Genomic DNA, 22,945 nt, shown 5'->3' with positions numbered 1-22,945 from the left:
TTACATATTAAGCGTTTTTAATATAAAATCTACACGATTTTCAACCGTGTCAAAAGGTACATCAACTAAATTGTAATTGTAAGATTTGTATGTTTTTAAAAGGTTGTCGTGTATTTTTAAAGCCTGATCAAAATTCTCGTATCTCTCGTTATCACTTGTGTAAATAGCTTTCCAAGGTTTTAAAATAAACGAAAAATCGTATTTAGATTTGTTGCATATGTCTATAAAAGATTGTGGGTATTCGTCGCCAATATAATCCATATAAGCCAAGACATCGTGCACACCTCTATCAAAAAAAACAGTGTCGTTTTTAAACGTATTAGCTGCTTTAAATTGTTGATGCCTACCTTCTAAAAGGCGTTGACTAAACAACAAGGGGTTGGTTAAAAAAAGTTGATCTATACCTTGTTTTTTAGCCTCTAGCGTAACCTGTCTAGAAATTTCTTCAAGACAAGTGTAGCCTCGTTTTATAAGTTCGTTAATTATGGTAGATTTTCCTGTGCCTGGACCTCCTGTAATTACAATTTTTTTTGCTGTCAAGTTGAAGTGATTTTGGGTGTAAAAATCGGAATTATAATGATGATAACCAATTACTAGTTAAAATTATCTCAAATAGGCCACAGCATAATCGAATTTTAACTACGAAATGGTATCTTTGTAATTAATAAAAAAACATATGAGTACACCTCCAAATACAGAAGAATTTTACGCAAAATTAAAAGTACAATTAGAAGAAACTGCCGCTTGGCCTTCAGAATATTTGTATAAGTTTATTGTTAAGTCAGACTCTAAAAAAATAGCAAAAATCGAAGCTATTTTTGATAACATGGGAGCGGTTATTAATATAAATGCATCAAAAAACGGTAAATATACAAGTGTTTCTGTTAATGTTAGAATGAAAACCCCTGATGCTGTAATAGAAAAATATAAGGAAGTTGCAGAAAAGATTGAAGGCGTGATAAGTCTTTAGTTTTTTTTTGTATTTTGCGAGTGCATAACAACTACGTGCGCAAAAATTAAACTCTACACATTTATTTTGATAGATAATCTAGAATATAACACAGAGCGTGAACATTTAATTATTCCTGAGTATGGTCGCCATATGCAGAAAATGATTAATCACGCCAAGACAAGAGAAACAAAAGAAGAACGTAATAACTTAGCGAAAGCAATTATTTCTGTAATGGGAAATATGCAACCGCACTTAAGAGACGTTCCCGATTTTCAGCATAAACTCTGGGATCAACTTTTTATAATGGCTAATTTTGAATTGGATGCAGATTGTCCTTTCGAAAAACCAACTAAAGAGTTGCTAAACGAGCGCCCAGAACCTTTAAAGTACCCTCAAAATTTCCCAAAGTATCGCTTTTATGGTAACAATATTAAAACCATGATTGACGTTGCTAATACATGGGATGAAGGAGAGATGAAAGAAGCACTTTTATATACGATTGCAAACCATATGAAAAAATGCTTTTTAAATTGGAATAAAGACACGGTGCAAGACGATGTTATATTTAATCATCTTTACGAGTTGTCTAATGGTAAAATTGATTTAAGAAATTCTAAAGAAGAATTAAGAGATTCTACTAGTTTGATGCGAACTAAAAATAAGTTTAACTCAAACAACAAAAAGCAACACCATAAAAAGAACAATTCTAATAATCGCCAAAGAAAACGCTACTAAGCAAATATGGGAACATTTAAAATTGAAGGAGGCCACCAATTAAAAGGAAAGATACAGCCTCAAGGAGCAAAAAATGAAGCTTTACAAATTTTATGTGCAGTATTATTAACTCCAGAATTGGTTACAATTAATAATATTCCAGATATAGTTGATGTTAATAAACTAATTAGTTTATTAAAAAAGTTAGGTGTAAAGGTTGAAAAACTATCAAAAGGAACCTATACTTTTAAAGCAGATAAAGTTAATTTAGAATATTTAGAATCTGATGCTTTTAAAGTAGACGGACGCGGTTTACGCGGTTCTATAATGATTGTAGGTCCTTTATTAGCGCGTTTTGGTAAAGGTTATATACCTAAACCTGGAGGCGATAAAATAGGAAGACGACGTTTAGACACTCACTTCGAAGGCTTAATTAAACTTGGAGCCAATTTTAGATACAGTAAAGAAGATCAATTTTATGGCGTTGAAGCAGATAAGTTAACAGGAACTTATATGTTACTTGAAGAAGCCTCTGTAACAGGAACAGCAAATATTGTAATGGCTGCTGTTTTGGCGCAAGGACAAACAACTATTTACAATGCAGCTTGCGAACCTTATTTGCAACAACTTTGTAAGATGTTGAATAGAATGGGAGCAAAAATTAGCGGTGTAGGTTCTAACATGTTAATTATAGATGGTGTTGATTCTCTAGGAGGTACAGACCATACCATGCTACCAGATATGATAGAAATTGGGAGTTGGATTGGTTTGGCTGCAATGACAAAAAGTGAATTAACAATTACTAATGTTTCTTGGAATGATTTAGGACTTATACCTAGTGTGTTTAGAAAATTAGGAATTACTGTTGAAAAGCGAGGCGACGATATTCATATTCCAGCACATACAGATGGTTACGAAATTCAAAGTTTTATAGACGGGTCTATTTTAACTATTTCTGATGCGCCTTGGCCAGGCTTTACTCCAGATTTGTTAAGTATTATTTTAGTGGTAGCTACTCAAGCAAGAGGAAGTGTTTTAATTCATCAAAAAATGTTTGAAAGCCGTTTGTTCTTTGTAGATAAATTAATAGACATGGGCGCAAAAATTATTCTTTGCGATCCGCATAGGGCTACAGTTATTGGTCACGATTTTAAGTCTACATTAAAAGCAACAACTATGACATCTCCGGATATTCGTGCTGGTGTTTCTTTATTAATAGCTGCACTTTCGGCAAAAGGAACATCTACTATAATGAATATAGAACAGATTGATAGAGGTTACGAAAATATAGATGAGCGATTACGTGCTATTGGAGCACATATAGAAAGGTTGTAAACATTTAGTGTTTTAGTTTCTAGGCAACATTTTATTTACTAATTATTTAAATTTTGAGGCATGCATAAAGTTGTTAAGGTTTTTGCTATAAGTTTTTTGTGTCTTTTTTTTAGTTGTAAAGACACTAAAAAAACAACCGTATCTAATACGTTTCAAGCAGAAAAATGGGGGCATATAAATGGAAAGCAAATCTATTTATATACTTTAACAAATGCCAATGGCATGGTTTTAAAAATGACAAATTATGGTGGTATTATTACGTCTCTATTAGTGCCAGATCAATTTGGAAAAGTAGAAGATGTGGTTTTAGGTTTCGATAATTTAAAGCAATATTTAGAGCCAAACCCATGTTTTGGAGCAACTATAGGTCGAGTGGCCAATAGAATAAGAAATAGCCAATTTAAAATAGATAGCATTGTTTATAATTTAGAATCTAATTCTAAACATTGTTCGCATGGTAATAATGAATTCGATAGAGCTGTTTGGCATAGTGAAAAAATTGAAAATGAAGAGGGAGAAGGTATTAAATTTCATTATCTATCTAAAGATGGTACGTATGGTTTTCCTGGAAATTTAGATGTATATGTAACTTATACATTAACAAAAAATAACGCAGTTCATGTTATTTTTGAAGCGACTACAGATAAAAATACCCATGTAAATTTAACACAACACAGTTATTTTAATTTAGCAGGAACTCAAGCTAAAATTTACGATCACCTTATAAAAATTGATGCCGATAATTATACTGAAATAGATGAAGACATTGTTCCAACCGGTATTATCGCTTCTGTAAATGGGCATGATTGGGATTTAACAAAAAGTACTCGTATTGGTAAAAATATTAAGAAGTTGAATAATGGCGGGTATCATTATAACTATGTATTTAATAACTATGATACTAAACTAAAAAAATTAATAGAAGTTATAGAACCTAAATCTGGAAGAACTATGGATGTGTATACAACACAACCAGGAGTTCAATTTTATTCGGGTAATGCGATAGATAGTATGTTAGTGGGTAAATATGGTGTTAAATATGGGCCACATAGTGGTTTTTGCTTAGAAACTCAACATTTTCCTAATTCTCCAAATCATTCTAATTTCCCTTCGACATTATTAAAACCAGGAGAAAAATATAAAGAAGAAGTTATCTACGATTTTGGTTTAGTTAAGCATTATTAATATAGAGCTTCTTTATAAGTTTTTAAACAACGTTCTCTTGCAAATTTATGATCTACCATAGGAAGAGGATAAGTGAGTTCTTGGAAATTGGGTACCCATTTTTTTATGTAATTCAAATCTTTATCAAATTTTTTAATTTGAGTAGTAGGATTAAATATTCTAAAATATGGGGCAGCGTCAACACCACAACCAGCAACCCATTGCCAATTACCAATATTACTAGCAGCATCATAATCATGAAGTTTTTCTGCAAAATAAGCTTCGCCCCATCTCCAATCTATAAGCAAGTGTTTGCATAGAAAGCTGCCCACTAGCATGCGCACTCTATTATGCATAAAACCAGTGGTGTTTAGTTCGCGCATCCCTGCATCTACTAAAGGGTAGCCTGTTTTACCCTCACACCATAAATTAAATTCTTTTTCATTATTCCTCCATATAATATTATCGTACTTTGGTTTAAAACTTTTGGTTTGAGTTTGTGGAAAATGCCATAGAATTTGCATAAAAAATTCTCGCCAAATAAGCTCCTGCCAAAAAACTTCGTTAGTTTCTTGTGTTGCTTTTTTAATTATTGCTCTTACGCTAACCGAGCCAAACCTTAAATGCGGACCTAGTTTTGAAGTGCTGTCTTGTTCTGGAAAATTTCGAGTGTCTTCGTAATTTTTAATTAAAGTAGAGGAGACTTTATAGTTTTTTATAATTTGATTGGATGATTTAAAGCCAATATCTTTTAAACTTAAAAACGGAAGATCTTTATTTTTAATTAGATTATTTAATAATTTTTCTGAAGGAAACGATTCTATTTTTAGTTGTCTAAAGGTTTCTTTCCATTTTTTCATGTATGGCGTGTAAACTAAATAAGGAGTGCCATCTTTTTTAGAAATTTCATTTTTTTCAAAAATAACTTGGTCTTTATAGGTTTCTAACTTAATGTTATTTTTTTCTAGAAGGGCGCTAATTTGCGAGTCGCGTTGTTTTGCATAAGGCTCGTAATCTCGGTTTGTAAATACTTTTTCTATATTATAATCTTCTATTAACTTTTGATAGATAACTAGAGGTTTTCCGTAATAAACAGCAATGTTACGCTCGTGTTTTTTATTAAGAGTTTTGTTTATGTTAGTTAAGCAGTTATGAATAAATGTTACTCTAGCATCATCTTTTTTTAAATGGGCCAAAATTTCAGAATCAAAAATAAATATTGGTAATACATTATTTTTATCTGCTAAGGCATGGTAAAGAGCAGCATTGTCTTCTAATCTTAAATCGCGTCTAAACCAAAATATATTTATAGGTGTTCTCATTTTAATAGCTTCCAAATAGTTGCTCTAATTTTGTTGTTCTGTAGCTAAAAATTTCATCTAACTTAGGTTTTACTAAAATAGGGTGTGCCAATTGGCCAAAAATGCCAAAAGGTAATTTATAATCTATAATATCTTCCATTTCTACACCGCCATCAATTTCTTTTATAAAATGTTTATGATGCCACAATGCATATGGACCAAAACGTTGTTCGTCTACAAAATAATGTTTATCTACACTGTGTGTAATCTCTGTTACCCATTTTGTTTTTATTCCTAAAATAGGGGTTACAATGTATTGAATAATTTGACCCGCAAACATAGGCCTATCTGCACCAGATAAAATATTAAAACTCATATATTCTGGAGTAATGGTTTTTAAATTTTTAGGGTTTGATAGAAAATTCCATGCAGTGTCTATAGAAATGGGTAAGTTTTGTTTTTTATGTAACCGGTATATTTTCATAAGTTTAATTAAATATATAAATGTATAGATTAAGAGAGGTTGCAATACAAAGCCAAATAAAATAAGGTAAAATTAATAGGCTTTTACTTTGTAATAGGTTTTTATAATCGAAAAGAAGTTTCCCGACAATAGCAGTTAATAAAATAATGCAGGCAAGCCCAAGAAAAACAAAATGCTTATTGAAAAACAGGTAATTCCACAGAATATTAAAAATTAGTTGCAGTAAAAATAATATTTTGAGTTTTGTATTTGGTGTTGCCTTGTACAAATATGTCATGTAAATGGAAAAGCAAACCATAATACTAAACCAAGCTATGCCAAATACCCATCCAGGAGGTGTCCAAGGCGCTTTATTTAGGTTTATATACCAAGATGTTCTTGGTCCGTTTTCCATAAGCCAACTCCCTACGCCTAAGGCACTAAAATTGATAATTAAAAAAAATGTTAAGTATTTTAAAAATTTCATTTAGAATTAAATTTTAAAGGAAACAATACCACAATCCATATTAAAAATTTGACCTGATTGTGATGAAGCTTTATCTGAGATTAAAAATTCTGCCATATTCGCAACCTCTTTTGGTTCTAGAATCTTTTTTAGTGGGTGGCGCTCTTTTATACTAGTTGTTATCTTGTCGTTACGTAATAATTTGGATGCTAATTCTGTATTTGTAACAGTTGGGGCAATAGCGTTAATACGAATTGTTGGTGCTAGTTCTGCACCTAAAGATTTTACTAAACCTTCTACACCCGATTTTGCAACAGAGATACTCGCATGAAAAGGCATGCCTAGTTTTGTAGCAACTGAGCTGAATAATAAAATGGAAGGGTTTACACCTTTTTTTAGAATAGGCAAATAGGCTTGTATTACTTTTATAGCACCTAAAACATTAATTTCGAAATCGTCTTTAAAATCTTCTAAGCTTAGTCTAGAAAAAGGTTTTAAGTTTATACTGCCAAGACAATAAATAATATTATCTGCTAATTCTATATTTGGTAATTGATCTTTTAAAACATCACAACTGTAATGAATTAAGTTTTTGTGAGAGAGGTTAGGAGCTGTTCTACTAATGTTTATAACCTTTGAGTGTAAGATTAAATTTTGTAAAACAGCTTTTCCAATGCCCTTACTTCCACCTATAATAATTGTTGTTTTCATATGGTTTCAGGGCATATATTTTGTTATGGCCTGCCCTTTAGCCTTTTTTCTATTTTCTGTTTAATAACAGTTAATCGTTTCATTATATCCATTATTTTAGGATCTTTGTTTTCCTTATAAATGGTATTTAGGCTTAATATTAAATCTTTCACTTCTCTAGAGGATTCGATACGCTCACTTGTAGTTTTAAATGTGTGTTTGCGTTGTTCGAAAGCTAATGCTCTATCTATAATCTCCATACTTTTTTAAACTTTAATCTTTTCTTATTGAGTTTGCGATATAAGTATATTATATACACAATCGGGCAATATAATAAAATATATGAGATTTTTAGTTTATATAGAGAATAATTATGTAAATTTTAGTAAATAAGCTTTTTTTCTACTTAATAAATCCTTATATGTGCAACTAAGCAGTTAATGGAGCTCCTTTTAATCTTTTGTCAATTTTTTGTTTTTTTACAGTTAAACGTTTCATAATATCCATTATGTTTTTGTCTTTTTCTACCTTATAAATTTCGTTTAAATCTAATATTAGAGCTTTGGCTTCTCTAGATAGTTTAACACGATCGCTAGTAGATAATGATCTCATTTTTCTTTGTTCAAATTCAAGTGCTTTATCTATTAAATTCATAATATATGTTTTAAAATTATTGTGTTAATAGTCGTTATTTATAGCTAAGTTTACATTTTTACATCCCAAAATCTTTACTAAATCTATTCGCTTTTAAATAAATTAAGCATTAGATAATTTATTTATCATACCGTTAAAAATAAGTCCATGAAAAGGGAGAACGCTAAACCAATATAGGCGCCCCCACAATCCTCTTGGTCTAAAGGTGGCGGTTTGTTTAAGTATGTTGTTTTCTATTTTAAACTCAAGCCAAGCTTCACCAGGAAGTCTCATTTCTGCATAGAGTAACAATTTTTGCTTTTTTTTATCAGCAAATATTACTCTCCAAAAATCAAGTACATCACCAGCATCAATTTCGGTAGGGTTAGTTCTGCCTCGTCTTAAACCAATACCACCAAATAATTTATCTATGTAACCTCTAATTCGCCATAGTAATGTACCGTAATACCAGCCATTTTCACCCCCAATAGCCCAAATTTTATCTAAGGTTTTACTTGTGTTAATTACTTTTTTTTGTTTAAAATCTTTATAGCATCCGTACGTGGGCACGTTTATGTATTTGTGCAAATTGCTATCTAATCTCCCGCTACTTACCATAGAGTCTTTCCAGCTAGAAATAATACTGTTTTGTTCAATTTTTTTAAAAGCAAGTTTTACTGCTTCTTTATAGCTAAGAGGAGTTACGTTTAGTATTTTGTTTATATTACTGGTCTTGCCTATAATTTCTATACCCATGCTGTCTACTAAAGAGGTTGCTAATTTGTAAGATGTAGAAGTTACAAAGTATAACCAATAAGACGATAATTTAGGTGTCATAATAGGTACGGTTAAAATATAACGTTTTAACTTTCTAACTTTGGCAAACTGCAATAGCATTTGTTTGTATGTTATTATTTCTGGGCCAAAAACATCATACGATTTATTATATAGTGCCCGGTTGCCTGCAGCTCTGTATAAAAACGATAAAACGTCTCGTACAGCAAGCGGTTGTGTTTTTGTGTTAAGCCATTTTGGGGCTATCATAAACGGTAGCTTTTCTACTAAATCTCTTATTATTTCGAAAGAAGAGCTGCCAGAACCAACAATTATACCTGCTCTAAAAACAGTAAGACTATATTTTCTAGACCATAGAATGGTTTCTACTTGTTTTCTAGAACTTAAATGTTTAGAAAGTTCTAGTTGGTTTGTAATACCACTTAGGTAAATAACTTGTTTTGTATTTGTGTTTTCTATGTAATTTTTAAAAAAGGTAGCACAGCGCGCTTCTAATAATTCAAAATTTTTAGAATTATTGGACATAGAATGAATTAAGTAATAGGCAACATCAATATTTTTAGGAATGTTTTTTAATGTTTCTGGTTTTAAAAAATCGGCTTCAATAATAAAAATGTTTTTTTCTTCGTTGTAACTTTTGTCTGCGCGAAGCTTATCTCTAACAACACAATATACTTTATGTCCTTCTTTTAAAAGAATAGGTATTAGGCGTTTGCCTATATATCCAGTGGCTCCTGTTACAAGAATATTCATGAGTTAAAGATTAGATTATTGTATTATAAATTTTTGTAGTTATTTATTTTAATATTTTGAGCTTTTAAATCAAACATTAAATTATACAATCCAAAAAAGGTTCTGTTTATATAGATAAAGTGTTTAGAGCCACGGTTTCCATTCATCTTTTTTAAGTCGGTACTTTTAGAATAGCGTTCTCCTAATTCTGCAATTTTACCGAAGAAATCTTTATCAGAAAAATCAAAATTATCTTGTTGAAACGGTAAAGTAAAAAGACTTAACATTTCGTGAAACATGTTGGTGAAGAAACTAAGTTCTTCTTCACTATCTTCTTGCTTCAAAATTTCTAATTCATATAATTTTGAAACAAAATAAGATTTATTGTTAATGTTCTCTGATTTAGCTAACTCAAAATAAGGGATGTAAAATGCATTAGGAATAGATTTTATACAACCAAAATCGAGAGCTATCAAATTATTGTTTTTAGATACTAAAAAGTTGCCTGGATGCGGATCTGCATGTACTTTTTTTAGTTGATGAATTTGAAACATATAAAAGTCCCATAAAGCTTGTCCTAGTTTATTTGCTGTTTTTTGATTAGTGTTATGGCTAGTAAACTCAGAAAGGTGTTCTCCTTCCATATAATCCATGGTTATAATACGTTCTGAAGACCATTGCTCGTAATATTTAGGAAAAATTAAATTAGAAACATGCGAGCATGCTGTTGCCATTTCTTTGCTTTGTTTTATTTCTAAAATATAATTGGTTTCTTCTATAAGTTTGTTTTCAACTTCTTTAAAATATTTATCAGAGTCTTTACCTTTAATATTAAACATACTCATGGCTATAGGTTTAACCATGGCTAAATCTGAAGCAATACTTTCTGCAACTCCTGGATATTGAATTTTCACAGCAAGTTTATTTCCATCTTTTTCTGCTATATGTACTTGGCCTATACTAGCAGCGTTTACAGAAGTTGCATTAAAAGTATCATATATGTCGTTTGGATATTTTCCAAAATATTTTTTAAATGTTTTTAGCACTAGAGGCGGAGACAGTGGAGGAACAGAAAATTGTGATAACGAAAATTTTTCTACATAAGCCTGTGGCAAAATGCTTTTTTCCATGCTAAGCATTTGTGCAACCTTTAAAGCACTACCTTTAAGTTGTTTTAACCCATCGTATATGTCTGTAGCGTTATTTTTGTTTAATCGCTGTTTTGCCTCGTTTTCTGAGTTTACAATTTTATCTCCGTAATATTTAATATAATTTACTCCAACTTTAGCACCGGTAGCTACTAGTTTAGTTGCACGTTGTATTTTGGATGTAGGTATACTGTCTATGGTTTTCATAATACTTTGTATTAGTTAATTTTAAATTTTTCTTTAAAGAGAAATTTGCCCAAATCAATAACGCTTTTAATAGGTGCAGTTTCTATAACGTTAAAAGATGTGTTAACAGATTTTTCTATAAAAACATCCGTTTTTTCAAAAGAAGCCGATGTGTCTTCAATCCAAAATTTTATGGTTAAAACTAACTGTAGCCAAGCCGATTCTGTCAATGCCTTTTTTTGAAACTTTTCTATTTTATCTTCCTTAAAATCTATAATTTCAATATTTAAGTGTTCTATGTATTTTGTAAAATGATGTTTTAGGCTAGATAACGATTGAAGCGATTTTAGTTTATTTTTATTGCGATTAAGGGCGTAAACAACATAACTTCTGTTTGCAGTGAGGTTTTCAAAAAATGTAAAGTAAAAACTTAATAGTTTATTTCTTGAGTCGTAATTAATATAGGTTTCGCTTTTATTTAATACAGCTATAGTGTTTTCAAAAAAAACAGCAAATATGTTTTTTTCTATAGCTTTAAAAGAAGCAAAGAATTTATAAAAATCGGTTTCTTCAAAATTATTTGTTTTAGCAAAGGTGTAGACACTTTTTGGGTTCTCGCTATTTGCTAAAACATAGTCCATATATAATGTTATTATTTCGATTTTGGTAATAGTGCTTTCCTGAGTCATAATCTTTATTTTATGTAAAGGTAGTAAATTTTGTTTAATTAATATTTAAAATAGTTAAACAAAATTGATTTGTATTCATTCTCTCTATATGTTATACTCGATAAAAGCTTATTGTTTTGTTTATAAGGATATTATGGTGTTTACTACTATAATTAGAAAAACTCTTTTGCTCAGTAGCTTTAAAGCTTTATTTAAGCTTTTGTTAACAATAATGGGTTTAGGATTGTTTAAATTTAGCTTCTAAATAATTAACTAAAAATTATATAAAAAAGATGAAAAAATTAGTGTCAATTTTAATGGTATTTACCCTGTGTTTATCGGTAAATGCACAAGTAAAAACTCCTGCTCCAAGTCCGTTTTCTAAATTGGAACAAAAAGTAGGATTAACAGATATTACTTTAGAGTATTCTAGACCGGGTGTAAAAGGTAGAACTGTTTTTGGTAATTTGGTACCTTATGGTAAAATATGGAGAACAGGAGCAAACGCAAGAACTAAAATTACGTTTAGCACAGATGTTGTGGTTAGCGGGCAGACTTTAGAGGCTGGTTCTTATTCTATTTTTACAGTTCCTAATGCAAAAACTTGGGATGTTGTTTTTTATAATGAAGGAAAAACTTCTGGAACACCTAAAGAATTCGATGCTAAATATGTTGCAGCTAAGGCCACGGTTGATGCGCATACGGTTCCTTTTGATGTAGAATCTTTTACAATAGATATTAATAATATTTCTAATGATGGAGCAAGATTAGAGTTTATTTGGGAAAAAACTTGGGTTGGTTTAGATTTTACTGTGCCAACAGACAAAATGGTTGTTGCTAGTATAGAAAAGGTAATGAACGGTGCAGATGCTAACGATTATTTTGCTTCTGCTATGTATTATTTACAAGCAGATAAAGATATTAATCAAGCTAAAATATGGATAGATAAAGCTATTAACATGTCTGGAGATAAGGCTCCATTTTGGCAATTAAGACAACAGTCTTTAATTTATGCTAAAGCAGGAGACAAAAAAGGTGCTATTGCAGCTGCTAAAAAATCGTTAGAGAAAGCTATTAAAGCAGGAAATGATGATTACGTAAAAATGAATAAAGATTCTTTAAAAGAGTGGGGCGTTAAATAATATTTAGCTTCTGCTTTTAAAGTAAAAACGCAACCTTTTAGGTTGCGTTTTTTGTTTTAATTATATTCTAGCTTAATTAGCTTTCTTACGTTGTCTAGAGTTTTAATTAGTTGTTTACTAAAATTAAAAGTCATTATATCGCTTTCAGTTTTTCCTTCTCGTATGAGGTTATTAAAATGAATGGCTTCGTATTTGTAACCGTTTACTTGGTTTGGAAATTTAAAGTTTTCTTCCTTTTTATCAGCAAAAATAGTTACTGTAGATGGTGCATGAAAACGGGTGTTTATTTTTATTGTCCCTCTTTCACAATAAAAAATAGCTTCGGTAGGCGTGTCTTCTAGTAATGTGCTTTTTAAATGAGCAACAGCTCCATTTTTGTATTTAAAATGCATTTGGCAAGACGAATCTGCTCCGTTATCAAAAATGGTTGCATTTGCTTCTATTGTTTCTGGATTGTTCAAAGTAGACAAAGCTGTAAAAATAGGGTATATGCCAATATCTAAAAGACTACCACCGCCAAGCGATTTATTAAACAATCTAGACGAATCGTCAAACGCTCTGTAAAAACCAAAATCGGCTTCTAGTTTTAAAATTTCACCATAAGTTTTATCTTTTAATTTTGATAATACAAATTGATAATGAGGCAAAAAATATGTCCAAAGCGCTTCCATTAATAAAACGTTTTTTTCTTTGGCTTTGTTAATCATTTCATCAACTTCTCCAGTGTGCATTGCAAATGGTTTTTCGCATAAAACAGCTATACCATGTTCCAGACATAATAAAGTGTTTGCTTTGTGTAGAGCATGTGGCGTTGCAATATAAACTGCATCTATATTTGGGTCTTTCGCTAAAGCTTCGTAACTATTGTATGCTTTATTTGCTTTGTATTTTGAGCCAAAATCATTAGATTTTGTTTGCGATCTTGATGCTACTGCATAAAGGTTAGCTCCGTTTATGGTTAATAAATCTGAAGCAAATTTATGAGCAATATTTCCAAGGCCAATTATGCCCCAATTTATGGTTTTAGGCCGCGATTGTTTTATCATTTTTAAATAACGTTTGAAGAATTAAGGCTATAGATATTACAATGGCACAGCCAACAAAATTTAACCACAAAAAAGGCAGGTTAATCCATTCGTATTGGTTTAAAAGAAATAGAGCTATAACAATAACTTGTGTAATTAATGCGCCAATAAAAACAGCATTACCTTTTACATGTTTAAAAAAGAATGCAAGTAGAAATATACCTAATACATTACCATAAAATATAGATCCAATAATATTAACAAGTTGTATTAGGTTTTCGGCTAAATTTGCAATACAAGCAACACAAATAGCAATTATACCCCAAGCAAAAGTGAACCATTTTGAAGCTTTTACCATAGACTCTTCAGTTTTTTTGCTAGTGTTTCTTTTGTACAAATCTATAGTTGTGGTAGATCCTAGTGCGTTTAATTCGCTTGCAGTGCTAGACATTGCTGCGCTTAAAATTACTGCTAATAAAAGGCCTATTAATCCTCGTGGTAAATTGTTTAATATAAAGTGAATAAAAACATAGTCTTTATCATTACTTTCTACTTTTATATTATTCTCGTCAGCAGCTTTTTTAATCAATTTTTTAGCTTCGTCTCTAAGGTCGTCGTTAGCTTCATTTGCCAAAGCAATATATTTTGAAGCTTCGGGTGTGCTCGATTTTATAAAAGATTTTATTAAAGCTTGCTTGTCGTTAAATATCGCTTTTTGTTCGTCTTGAAGCGTTTTATATTGATCTGCATATTTAGAATTTAATACAACTTGGGTTGCTGTAGGGTTAAAATTAACAGGCGCTTCATTAAATTGATAAAACACGAAAACCATGACGCCAATAAATAAAATAAAAAATTGCATGGGTATTTTTAATAAGCCATTAAAAATTAAACCTAATTGCATTTCTTTAATAGATTTACCCGATAAGTAGCGTTGTACTTGACTTTGGTCTGTACCAAAATAAGATAGCATTAAAAAAGTACCTCCAATTATACCGCTCCAAAAAGTATAACGGTTATTTAAGTCGAAAGAGAAATCTAAAATTTCCATTTTGCCACTAGCCCCAGCAATGTTTAATGCTTTGGAAAACGTAATGTCTTGAGGGAGTTTGCTAACTATTAAAAAGAAAGCAATTAACATGCCAATAAAAATAACAACCATTTGGTGTTTTTGCGTTACATTTACTGCTCGTGTGCCTCCAGAAACAGTGTAAATTATAACTAATACACCTATAAAAATATTTAGTAATAGCAAGTCCCAGCCCAATACAACAGATAATATAATAGCAGGAGCGAAAATGGTAATTCCAGCTGCTAGGCCACGTTGTATTAAAAATAGAATAGCTGTTAAGGTTCTTGTTTTTAAATCGAAACGATTTTCTAGAAACTCGTAAGCAGTATATACTTTTAATTTATGGTAAAGCGGAATAAATACCATGCAAATAACAACCATGGCAATGGGTAAACCAAAATAAAATTGAACAAAACCCATACCGTCGTTAAAAGCTTGACCTGGTGTAGATAAAAAGGTAATGGCACTAGCTTGAGTTGCCATTACAGAAACACCAATAGTCCACCATTTAGAGTTGCTACCTCCTTTTAAGTAGTCTTTTACATTTTTACTGCCTCTTGTTTGCCAAGTGCCATAGCCTACAATAGCAAGTAGAGTAATAGCTAAAACAGTCCAATCTATCCATTGTAAAGTTTGCATGTTTTAAAAGGCTTTTGTTATAAAATAAAAAGCAATCATGTAAACAGCATTAGCAATTAATACTAACGTATACATAGGGTTCCATTTGTACTTCTTGTTGGTTTTCATCTGTTTAGTTTTTTAAGGTTGCTTCTGTTTTTATTTTATCTTTGCCTATGGATAACATATTGGCAAATAACCTATAAGCTCCAGAAACTCCTGCAGGAAACTCTCTAAAAAAACTTAGTCCGGTGTAAATGTAATAGCCTTTACCGTGTTTAGCAACAAGTAAACTTCCGTTTTTAGCAGATTCGTTTTTATCGTGCATAGACAATATGGGTGTAAACTCTTTGCCCCATTCGTTAGGAAAATACAAACCGCGTTCTTGCGTCCAGCCTTTAAAATCGTTTTGTGTTATTTTATTCGGAAAGTTTAAAAGTTCGTGTTGCGGATTTAAAAAACGAACTTCGGCATTTTCATCTGTAACGCGATCTCTCGATAATTTTAATTTATAAGGGGCTAATTGGTCTATTTTTAATCTATGATTGGTATTGTATTGTACAATCATATTTCCGCCTTCAGCTACAAAATTAAATAATTGTTGTTGTTTAAATTTTAAATCTTCAATGGTGTTATAAGCTCTAATACCAACAACAACTGCATCAAAAATACTTAGTGTTTCTGCATTAATTTCTTCTGGTTTAAGTATTCTTACATTGTATCCTATTTGCTGTAAACTTTCTGGAACAACATCACCTGCTCCTTGAATATAAGCTATGTTTTCTCCTCTTTTTTTTATATCTAAACGCACAATTTTGGTTTCACTTGGTAGTAAAACGGTTTGCATAGGTATGTGGTCATATTCTATTTTAATAAGCTCTTTAGAGTGTTTATTTTCGCCTATAGTAACAATGGGAGTTATGTAGCCTTCGCTTTGCGTAGTAGGAGGTACAATGGTAAATACTAGTACTTGTTCTTCGCCTTTATTTTTAATGGATACTTTTTGTTTAGCAGGGAAAACCTTCCAGTTGTTTGGGTAGCATATTTCGGCATAACCTTCTAAATTGTCTCTACCAGCTTTTAAAACTAAAGTAACATCGCGTTGTTTGTTATTTTCTAGAATAATTACTTTCTCTGTTATTTTAGCTGATACTTCAGGTATAATTTCGAAAGGACGATATAATTCGCCTTTATCGGGTTTAGAAAAACGCTGTACAACTGGTTTTGTAATAGTTATAGGAGTTTTGTTTATTAATAGATTAAAATGGATATTTAAAATACGAGGGGTTTCTGGTAAACCTATTAAGTTTTTATTAGCTTTATACATACCTAATGTGCCTTTTTCGTCAAGCCAATAAGGTGTTGTTGGTTTTTGGTTACTCTTTACTGTAAGTTTTTCTTTAAATGTGTATTTAGTGTTTTCTTTAAGGTTAATTTGTTTTGAAATATTTAAGCCTTCTGTATTATTTATGCTCTCTAAGCGGATGTCTTGGTTGCTTCTGTTTAAAACTTCGATATCTAGTTGAATGGTTTCGTTTTGCGTTGCCCAATTGGTTTCGGCAGAAGCTTCTATATATAAACCAACACACATTTCTATAATAGAAAGGAGTTCTTTACTTTTTTGAGTTTTCCAATGGTTGTCTTTAATATTTTGGAGAAGTTTGTATGCTTTTAATAAATCATTTAAATGATTTGAAGGATTTTTAAAGTCGAAATTGTTTTCTACTTTATACAAAATATCTCCAATGGCTTTTCCTCCCGCAATACGACTCCAAGTAGTGTTTATACCAGAAAATATATTCTCTTTATTTTCTAAAGGCTTTCCTTTTAATAGTTCTACATATTCTTTTTGCGAACCACGTTGCGATAGGCGTCCAAAACCTTGGCATAAATGTTGGCTACTAGCCATGGCAGCAACTTCGTTATTCGATAGGCCTTTAAGTGGATAATAGACACCAATATCTAAGGTTGTCATATTGCTTTTATCTGCTTTGTCAAAGTTTTCTTGGCTACCATAAAACCACCAATTTGTATTAAAAAATATACGTTGTGGTTGCCATATTTTATTCTTTTTTAATTGATCTGGGTAGGCGTTTTTGTCGTTTGCCAAATCGAAGGCTTCTACACCTAGCATGGCAGAAGTTGTATGGTGTCCGTGCGTTGTACCTGGTGTTCTGTGGTCAAACCTGTTTATAATAATATCGGGTCTAAAAGTTCTAATAGCCAAAACTACATCGCTTAAAACTTCGTTTTTATTCCAAATATCAAGGGTTTCGTCTGGGTGTTTAGAATATCCAAAATCGTTTGCTCGTGTAAAAATTTGTTCGCCACCATCAACACGTCTCGCAGCTAATAATTCTTGTGTTCTAATAACGCCTAAAAGTTCTCTTATTTCTGGACCAATTAAATTTTGACCACCATCGCCTCGTGTTAACGATAAATAAGCAGTTCTGGCTTTTACTTGGTTAGCCATGTAAGATATTAATCGTGTATTTTCGTCGTCTGGATGTGCTGCTAAATATAATACAGAGCCTAAAAAATTAAGTTTTTGAACCGACTCGTATATTTTTGAGGATGAAGGTGTTTTAGGTTTTTGCGCTTGTAACGAAGTGTATAAAAATAAAGATAAAAGCCCTACAAAAAATCGATGTTGCATAAGTTATTTTGGTTTGATAAAAACCAAATATATAAAAGAAAACAGGCTTATAAACCCGTTTTAATCTTTCTTTAACGTATGCTTAATACTTATACATCGAAAGCATCTTTTTGAACTAAGGTAACCGCTTTTTGAAGTATGAGGTTATTGGGATAGGTAACTAGATCTCCATTGTCTAAACGTAAATGCAACTGAAAAGCTCTAATGTCTTCAATAATACCTTTTAAGGGGAAATCTTTATCGTGTATTAATATTTTATCACCTGCTTTATAAGGAAAAGAAAAGAATAAAATTATACCAGAAGTTACATTGCTTAATATAGACCAAATAGCAAATAAAGCTATGCCAATAACAGCAAAAATAGAAGAGAAAACAACTGCTAATTCCTTAAATTCTGCTCCAAAAATAAAAGCTTCAATAAGTAATGTAATAAGTGTAAGTGTTACAGTTACATATCTGCAAATTAACCTAATACGAACTGTGTTAACACCGCTGTTTTGGCCTATTTTTTTTATAGTTAAATGCGCTATCATTCTAATTATTAGCATTATGCTTATTACAAAAGCTGATGCTATAAGTTCTTCTACATAAGTTTGAAAAAACATAAAATATAAATTAATGTTCGATGCAAAGATACGCAGATAATAAAACAAGCAATTCTTTATTGCAAGTATTATTTATAAAGTTATGTTATAATTGTGCTTGTCTTAAAAACTAAGAAAATTGTTGTTAATTAAGGTTTTTATTTGTTATTTCTTTTCGGTAATATCAATTAGTGTTTTGTATAGAAGATGCACTGGTAAACCCATAACATTAAAATAGGAGCCTTCTAGTTTAGTAACACCTATTTGGCCAATCCATTCTTGAATACCATAAGCTCCAGCTTTGTCGTAAGGTTTTGCTGTTTGTATATAATGATTAATTTCTTGATTTGTTAAGGCTTTAAAGGTTACTTTAGTAATGGCATGTATCGTTTTTTCGTAGGTTGTAGTAGTAAAGCAAACCGAGGTTATTACTTCGTGAGTTGTTTGGCTGTAAGATTTAATCATTTCGAAAGCTTCCTTTGCATCTCTAGGTTTTCCCATGGCTTTATTATTATGCCAAACAATAGTATCGCTAGTAATTAAAATGTCGTTATCTTTTAATTCATCTTTAAAAGGGAGGGCTTTTAGTTGTGCTAAATAGTTGCTTATTTCAAAATGTGTTAATCGGTCTGGGTATTCCTCTTTAACAGGTTTTAAACGAATTTCGAAGTCTAAATCTAAGTCTTTAAAAAACTGTTGACGCCTTGGCGAACCCGAAGCCAAAATAAGATTGTAATTTTTTAGTTTATCGTTTAACATAGTTACAGTAAAATATACTTGTATAAAAGTAGTGAAAGCATACCAAAAAGCATTACTAATTTAAGAATGTTGCTAATATGTTTATAATCTAGCGTTGTTTTAGCGGTATAAATTTTAATGCATAAATAAAATAGGGGAGCTACAATAAAAATTAAGAAGTATATAACAGCAATTTCATTTTTGTATAGCGTGTTGGTTATATAATATATGGTAGTAAATAGCGGAATTATCGATAGGCCAAAAAGTATTTTATGGGCTCGATTTCTGCCAATAGCAATAGGCAATGTATTCATACCAGATTTATAATCGCCATTTATGTCTTCAATATCTTTTGCAATTTCTCTAATTAAATTGATAATAAAAGCAAAATAAGTGTAATCCATTAATATTTTAAAAAATACAAATTGTGTGCTTCTGTTTTGTGTGGTAATAGCAGGAATTAAATCAAAAATACCAACAATAATAATGCTTAGCGAAACTAAAACAGATATAACAATGTTACCTATTAAAAGCGAGCGTTTTAAATAAGTAGCATAAATGTATAGTAGAGCAGAAATGATAACAAACAATGCAAAAAACGAACTTCTATTTACTTGCAGCGATACGTAAAAGCCAGCACTTACGCCTATTGCATTTAATGCAATAAACATGTTGTACGCTGTTTTTTCTGTAATATGTTTGTCTATAATTATTTTATCGGGTTTGTTTACAAAGTCGGTTTCAACATCATAAATATCATTTATAACATTCCCTGCTGCTGCAATACAAATAGTAGCAATGGTTAAAAGAGAAAAACTAAAAGCATTTAAGGCAGAGGCAACTCCAAAGGGTTCTAGTAAAGCGTATTTAATAAGGTATTGCATTAAAGCAATCATTAATAAATTCTTGTAACGTATAAGATTAAAAAAATGTTTCAATCGTTTTGTTTTAAAATGTTGTTACAAATAGTGTTAATAACCTTTGGGTTAGAATACATATTATGGTCTTGATTTTTTAAAAATACAGGGGTTATTTTTAATTTTGTAAAGCAATTATCATCGGGTTTGTGTGTGTCGTTTTCGCCATAAAACAAAGTAGTTTTACATTTGGGGCTTTTAGTTTCGTATCGTATTCGTGTAGACGATACTGCCCAGAAATTAGAAACATTTAAGCCTTTTAAAATAGCTTTCCATGCAATGGTTCCTCCAATACTAAAAGCCAGAATATTTATTTTTTCTCTGTACTTAGTAGTTAAATTGTTTACAGCTACAGTAATGCTTTTTGCAATAAATAAATTATGTATATCTTCTTTGTTGTTAGTGTTTAACGTAATTTCACCTAAATCTTTACTATCAATATAATGTATGTCGTATTTATCACTTAATAATTCGTAATAAACAGAAATCCAGTCAGATTTTTCTTTGCCAAATAGATCCGAAAGTATAATTAGTTTTTCTCTAATCATTTAAAGTTTGTTCATAAACATAATACACATATTCTCGCGAAAGTATAACAACGCTTATAAAAATAATAACAGTAATAATAAAAGCCTTAATTGTTTTTTTTTGGTCAGCCTTTCTAATTTTATTTTTAATAAAATCTTTTTCTGCTTTCGATAATTTATCGTGTGTAAAATGAAGTTGATGATGAAAATGAGACTCCGCATTAAGCTTATCTTTTAAAGACGAAAACGCCTTATTAGATTTTTGATTAAAAGTACTTTGGCTATTACCAAAACCAATATAACCAAATCCATTGCTTATGCGTCTGCTTACTCTTTTCAATATTATAGTTTAATACACTGTTTTAAATTATGTTTAATCGTATTTAGCACCAAAATTGCCAAACCATTTGCCTTGCACTTTTAGCACCTGCTCTATAATATCTCTTACAGCTCCTTTTCCTCCTTTTTTATGAGAAATGTACTTAGAAATGGCTTTAATTTCTGGAACAGCATCCTGCGGACAACATGGTAAGCCAATTCCTTTCATAACAGGAAAATCTGGAATGTCATCACCCATATAAAGTGTGTTTTCAGATTTAATTCCCATTTTATCAAAGTAATCATCAAGTTGCTCAATCTTATTATGTGCACCTAAATAAATATCTTTAATACCAAGACCTTGCAACCTTAAACGTACACCTTCGTTACTACCACCAGAAATAATACAAACGTTAAACCCCTTGTCTACAGCTGTTTTTAATGCATAACCATCTTTAATATTCATGGTTCTTAGCATTTCTCCCGTTGTAGTAACTGTAATAGTACCGTCGGTTAAAACACCATCAACATCAAAAATAAAAGTTGTAATATGTTCTAAGTATTCTTTATAGCTTTTTTCTTCCATGAGTCTTTTGTATAGATGCAGTTAAAAGTTTGTAAATATCTTGATGGTGTGTATTATTTTCTAAGCTTTTTAACTGTTTTTTTATCGTTTTTTTATCGTTGCGCTTTGCAGGTCCTGTTTGTGCCTTGTAAGGCGACATATCTTGAATTTTTTTAGCAGTTTCAAGAATTAAAGGTTTTAAAATATCAAATTCAGCCCCCTCAGACTCGGTAATTTCATGTCCAATTCTATAAATCTGATTGGTAAAATTATTAACAAAAACAGCAGCCAAATGCAAAACACGTCTTTGGTCGCTATTAATTCTTTTCGTTGGGCTTCCTAAGCTTAAAGCTATGGTTTTTAATAACGGATAACTCGGTTTATCAATTGCTTCAATACAAATAGGTACGTTTGCAAAATCCATTTTAGCAGCTTTGCTAAAAGTTTGTAATGGGTAAAAAACCCCGCGTTTATGCTTTTTATCAATATCGTACGCACTTGCACTACCAGATGTATGCACAACCAATCTGTTTTCAAACGGTAGTTTAGACGATAATTCAGATATCGCATCATCACTCACTGCTAAAATATATAAATCGGCTTCTTTTAATTGCGATAAATCGTCAATAATTTCAACCTCGTTTTTGTAAGAGCGAATCGCATCAATACTTCTGTTAAACCATTGTTTTATAGACACGTCTTCTGCTTTAACAAAAGCCTTAAATAAATGTGTGGCAACGTTACCTGCGCCAAGAATTGTAACTGAAATCATAAAGCAAAAATACTAATGAATTCTGAATGCTTAATAACGAAATCACTTTTTTTTATGTCGCATCCCTATCGGGTCGGGCTATTCGTTGCAAGTCCTCGGTCGTGCCTCCCTGTGGGCTTTACACTGCTATCCCTTGCGTAACTATTCGCAGCGTCACCCTTTTAGCTGTAGTTTTAGGTTTAAAATCTATGCTTGGTTTTGTTTCTTTTAGTCGTAAAAACCGTTAAAAAAAAGAGTAGTAAAATTACATTATTTTAAACATTGGCAGTTACAAATAGTTAACTTTGCAATACCATGAGCAAAAAAGATATAAAAACAAGAGAAGATGTCTATTTACTAGTATCATCATTTTATGTAAAAGTTAGAAAAGACAATGTATTAGGTCCATTTTTTAATAATACCATAAAAGATTGGGATGCTCATTTAGAAAACTTAACAACATTTTGGGAAGCCAGTTTGTTTTTAAAAACCAAATATTTAGGCAATCCCTTAGAGGCTCACGAAAAGGTAGATCGAGATTATAGTAATTCAATATCAGAATTGCATTTTGGCCTCTGGTTAAACCTCTGGTTCGAAACCATAAACGAGCTTTTTGAAGGCGATTACGCAGAGAATGCCAAATACCGGGCACGCAAAATGGGTACTTTTCTCTACTTAAAAATATTTGAAGCACGAACTAAACAGTAGCACTACGCATTAAAAGTCTTTGCTTTGCAAAATAATGTTTTACCAATACAACATCTATTTTATGTATGTAAAAAGGT

The 22,945-nt window shown here is 31.1% G+C and carries 26 protein-coding genes; 6 read left to right on the top strand and 20 right to left on the bottom strand.

Annotation, left to right across the window (positions count from 1 at the left end; translation table 11 throughout):
• Nucleotides 1-540 (bottom strand): AAA family ATPase, encoded by a 540-nt coding sequence (locus ABD715_RS12210; protein ID WP_344788537.1) that lies wholly within the window; start codon nucleotides 538-540, stop codon nucleotides 1-3.
• Between the two features lie 136 nt (nucleotides 541-676).
• Between ABD715_RS12210 and ABD715_RS12205 the strand changes: the two genes are divergently transcribed.
• From ABD715_RS12205 to ABD715_RS12190, 4 genes are all read left to right on the top strand, one after another.
• On the top strand, nucleotides 677-970 hold the full coding sequence (locus ABD715_RS12205; RefSeq protein WP_344788536.1) for a DUF493 family protein: 294 nt from the start codon (nucleotides 677-679) through the stop codon (nucleotides 968-970).
• Between the two features lie 66 nt (nucleotides 971-1,036).
• Entirely contained in the window at nucleotides 1,037-1,687 is a 651-nt protein-coding gene (locus ABD715_RS12200) for a DUF4290 domain-containing protein (protein ID WP_344788535.1), read from the top strand.
• A 6-nt stretch (nucleotides 1,688-1,693) separates the two neighbouring features.
• Nucleotides 1,694-3,001 carry a UDP-N-acetylglucosamine 1-carboxyvinyltransferase gene (gene murA, locus ABD715_RS12195; RefSeq protein WP_344788534.1) on the top strand — a complete coding sequence of 436 codons (1,308 nt, stop codon included), beginning with the start codon at nucleotides 1,694-1,696 and terminating at the stop codon, nucleotides 2,999-3,001.
• 60 nt (nucleotides 3,002-3,061) lie between these two features.
• Entirely contained in the window at nucleotides 3,062-4,186 is a 1,125-nt protein-coding gene (locus ABD715_RS12190) for an aldose epimerase family protein (protein ID WP_344788533.1), read from the top strand.
• Here ABD715_RS12190 and ABD715_RS12185 read toward each other — a convergent pair.
• The 9 genes from ABD715_RS12185 to ABD715_RS12145 form a co-directional block, all read right to left on the bottom strand.
• Nucleotides 4,183-5,487 (bottom strand): cryptochrome/photolyase family protein, encoded by a 1,305-nt coding sequence (locus ABD715_RS12185; RefSeq protein ID WP_344788532.1) that lies wholly within the window; start codon nucleotides 5,485-5,487, stop codon nucleotides 4,183-4,185. The two genes, ABD715_RS12190 and ABD715_RS12185, sit on opposite strands and share 4 nt — an antisense overlap.
• Nucleotide 5,488: 1 nt before the next feature.
• Nucleotides 5,489-5,950, bottom strand: a complete 462-nt coding sequence (locus ABD715_RS12180; protein WP_344788529.1) for an SRPBCC family protein — start codon at nucleotides 5,948-5,950, stop codon at nucleotides 5,489-5,491.
• 4 nt (nucleotides 5,951-5,954) lie between these two features.
• The gene (locus tag ABD715_RS12175; RefSeq protein WP_344788528.1) at nucleotides 5,955-6,416 is read right to left on the bottom strand and encodes a TspO/MBR family protein; all 462 of its coding nucleotides are present in this window, start codon (nucleotides 6,414-6,416) and stop codon (nucleotides 5,955-5,957) included.
• A gap of 6 nt (nucleotides 6,417-6,422) precedes the next feature.
• Nucleotides 6,423-7,106 carry an SDR family NAD(P)-dependent oxidoreductase gene (locus ABD715_RS12170; RefSeq protein ID WP_344788527.1) on the bottom strand — a complete coding sequence of 228 codons (684 nt, stop codon included), beginning with the start codon at nucleotides 7,104-7,106 and terminating at the stop codon, nucleotides 6,423-6,425.
• 23 nt (nucleotides 7,107-7,129) lie between these two features.
• Complete coding sequence (locus ABD715_RS12165; RefSeq protein ID WP_344788526.1) at nucleotides 7,130-7,345, bottom strand: hypothetical protein; 216 nt, start codon at nucleotides 7,343-7,345, stop codon at nucleotides 7,130-7,132.
• A gap of 169 nt (nucleotides 7,346-7,514) precedes the next feature.
• The gene (locus ABD715_RS12160) at nucleotides 7,515-7,739 is read right to left on the bottom strand and encodes a hypothetical protein (RefSeq protein ID WP_344788525.1); all 225 of its coding nucleotides are present in this window, start codon (nucleotides 7,737-7,739) and stop codon (nucleotides 7,515-7,517) included.
• 102 nt (nucleotides 7,740-7,841) lie between these two features.
• Entirely contained in the window at nucleotides 7,842-9,266 is a 1,425-nt protein-coding gene (locus ABD715_RS12155) for an SDR family oxidoreductase (RefSeq protein WP_344788524.1), read from the bottom strand.
• A gap of 23 nt (nucleotides 9,267-9,289) precedes the next feature.
• Complete coding sequence (locus ABD715_RS12150) at nucleotides 9,290-10,600, bottom strand: ABC1 kinase family protein (RefSeq protein WP_344788523.1); 1,311 nt, start codon at nucleotides 10,598-10,600, stop codon at nucleotides 9,290-9,292.
• Nucleotides 10,601-10,611: 11 nt separating this feature from the next.
• Nucleotides 10,612-11,268, bottom strand: a complete 657-nt coding sequence (locus ABD715_RS12145) for a TetR family transcriptional regulator C-terminal domain-containing protein (RefSeq protein ID WP_344788522.1) — start codon at nucleotides 11,266-11,268, stop codon at nucleotides 10,612-10,614.
• A gap of 272 nt (nucleotides 11,269-11,540) precedes the next feature.
• On the opposite strand from ABD715_RS12145, the gene ABD715_RS12140 reads away from it, so the two are divergent.
• Nucleotides 11,541-12,389 (top strand): DUF2911 domain-containing protein, encoded by an 849-nt coding sequence (locus ABD715_RS12140; RefSeq protein ID WP_344788521.1) that lies wholly within the window; start codon nucleotides 11,541-11,543, stop codon nucleotides 12,387-12,389.
• A 56-nt stretch (nucleotides 12,390-12,445) separates the two neighbouring features.
• On the opposite strand, the gene ABD715_RS12135 is transcribed toward ABD715_RS12140, so the two are convergent.
• From ABD715_RS12135 to ABD715_RS12090, 10 genes are all read right to left on the bottom strand, one after another.
• Nucleotides 12,446-13,435: a Gfo/Idh/MocA family protein gene (locus ABD715_RS12135; RefSeq protein WP_344788520.1), complete on the bottom strand. Its 990-nt coding sequence runs from the start codon at nucleotides 13,433-13,435 to the stop codon at nucleotides 12,446-12,448.
• Nucleotides 13,413-15,125 (bottom strand): sodium:solute symporter family protein, encoded by a 1,713-nt coding sequence (locus ABD715_RS12130; protein WP_344788519.1) that lies wholly within the window; start codon nucleotides 15,123-15,125, stop codon nucleotides 13,413-13,415. Before ABD715_RS12130 ends, ABD715_RS12135 begins: the two co-directional genes overlap by 23 nt.
• Nucleotides 15,126-15,237: 112 nt before the next feature.
• Entirely contained in the window at nucleotides 15,238-17,760 is a 2,523-nt protein-coding gene (locus ABD715_RS12125) for a PIG-L family deacetylase (RefSeq protein ID WP_344788518.1), read from the bottom strand.
• Nucleotides 17,761-17,849: 89 nt separating this feature from the next.
• Nucleotides 17,850-18,365, bottom strand: a complete 516-nt coding sequence (locus ABD715_RS12120; protein WP_344788517.1) for a mechanosensitive ion channel domain-containing protein — start codon at nucleotides 18,363-18,365, stop codon at nucleotides 17,850-17,852.
• Between the two features lie 144 nt (nucleotides 18,366-18,509).
• Nucleotides 18,510-19,103, bottom strand: coding sequence for a Maf-like protein (locus ABD715_RS12115; protein WP_344788516.1), 594 nt, complete (start codon nucleotides 19,101-19,103; stop codon nucleotides 18,510-18,512).
• 2 nt (nucleotides 19,104-19,105) lie between these two features.
• Entirely contained in the window at nucleotides 19,106-20,020 is a 915-nt protein-coding gene (locus ABD715_RS12110) for a geranylgeranylglycerol-phosphate geranylgeranyltransferase (protein ID WP_344788515.1), read from the bottom strand.
• Nucleotides 20,017-20,547, bottom strand: coding sequence for a hypothetical protein (locus ABD715_RS12105; protein ID WP_344788514.1), 531 nt, complete (start codon nucleotides 20,545-20,547; stop codon nucleotides 20,017-20,019). Before ABD715_RS12105 ends, ABD715_RS12110 begins: the two co-directional genes overlap by 4 nt.
• Nucleotides 20,540-20,866 (bottom strand): hypothetical protein, encoded by a 327-nt coding sequence (locus tag ABD715_RS12100; protein WP_344788513.1) that lies wholly within the window; start codon nucleotides 20,864-20,866, stop codon nucleotides 20,540-20,542. Before ABD715_RS12100 ends, ABD715_RS12105 begins: the two co-directional genes overlap by 8 nt.
• A 33-nt stretch (nucleotides 20,867-20,899) precedes the next feature.
• Nucleotides 20,900-21,430, bottom strand: a complete 531-nt coding sequence (locus tag ABD715_RS12095; protein WP_344788511.1) for a KdsC family phosphatase — start codon at nucleotides 21,428-21,430, stop codon at nucleotides 20,900-20,902.
• Nucleotides 21,411-22,181, bottom strand: a complete 771-nt coding sequence (locus ABD715_RS12090; RefSeq protein WP_344788510.1) for a Rossmann-like and DUF2520 domain-containing protein — start codon at nucleotides 22,179-22,181, stop codon at nucleotides 21,411-21,413. Before ABD715_RS12090 ends, ABD715_RS12095 begins: the two co-directional genes overlap by 20 nt.
• A 294-nt stretch (nucleotides 22,182-22,475) precedes the next feature.
• Here ABD715_RS12090 and ABD715_RS12085 point away from each other — a divergent pair, with 294 nt between their 5' ends.
• Nucleotides 22,476-22,868, top strand: a complete 393-nt coding sequence (locus ABD715_RS12085) for a group III truncated hemoglobin (RefSeq protein WP_344788509.1) — start codon at nucleotides 22,476-22,478, stop codon at nucleotides 22,866-22,868.
• Nucleotides 22,869-22,945: the final 77 nt, after the last annotated feature.

This window comes from Postechiella marina (genome assembly GCF_039538365.1).
Classification (GTDB): Bacteria; Bacteroidota; Bacteroidia; order Flavobacteriales; family Flavobacteriaceae; genus Postechiella; species Postechiella marina.
Note: the sequence above shows the minus strand (reverse complement) of the source record. Positions and strands in the feature narration are given on the sequence as shown.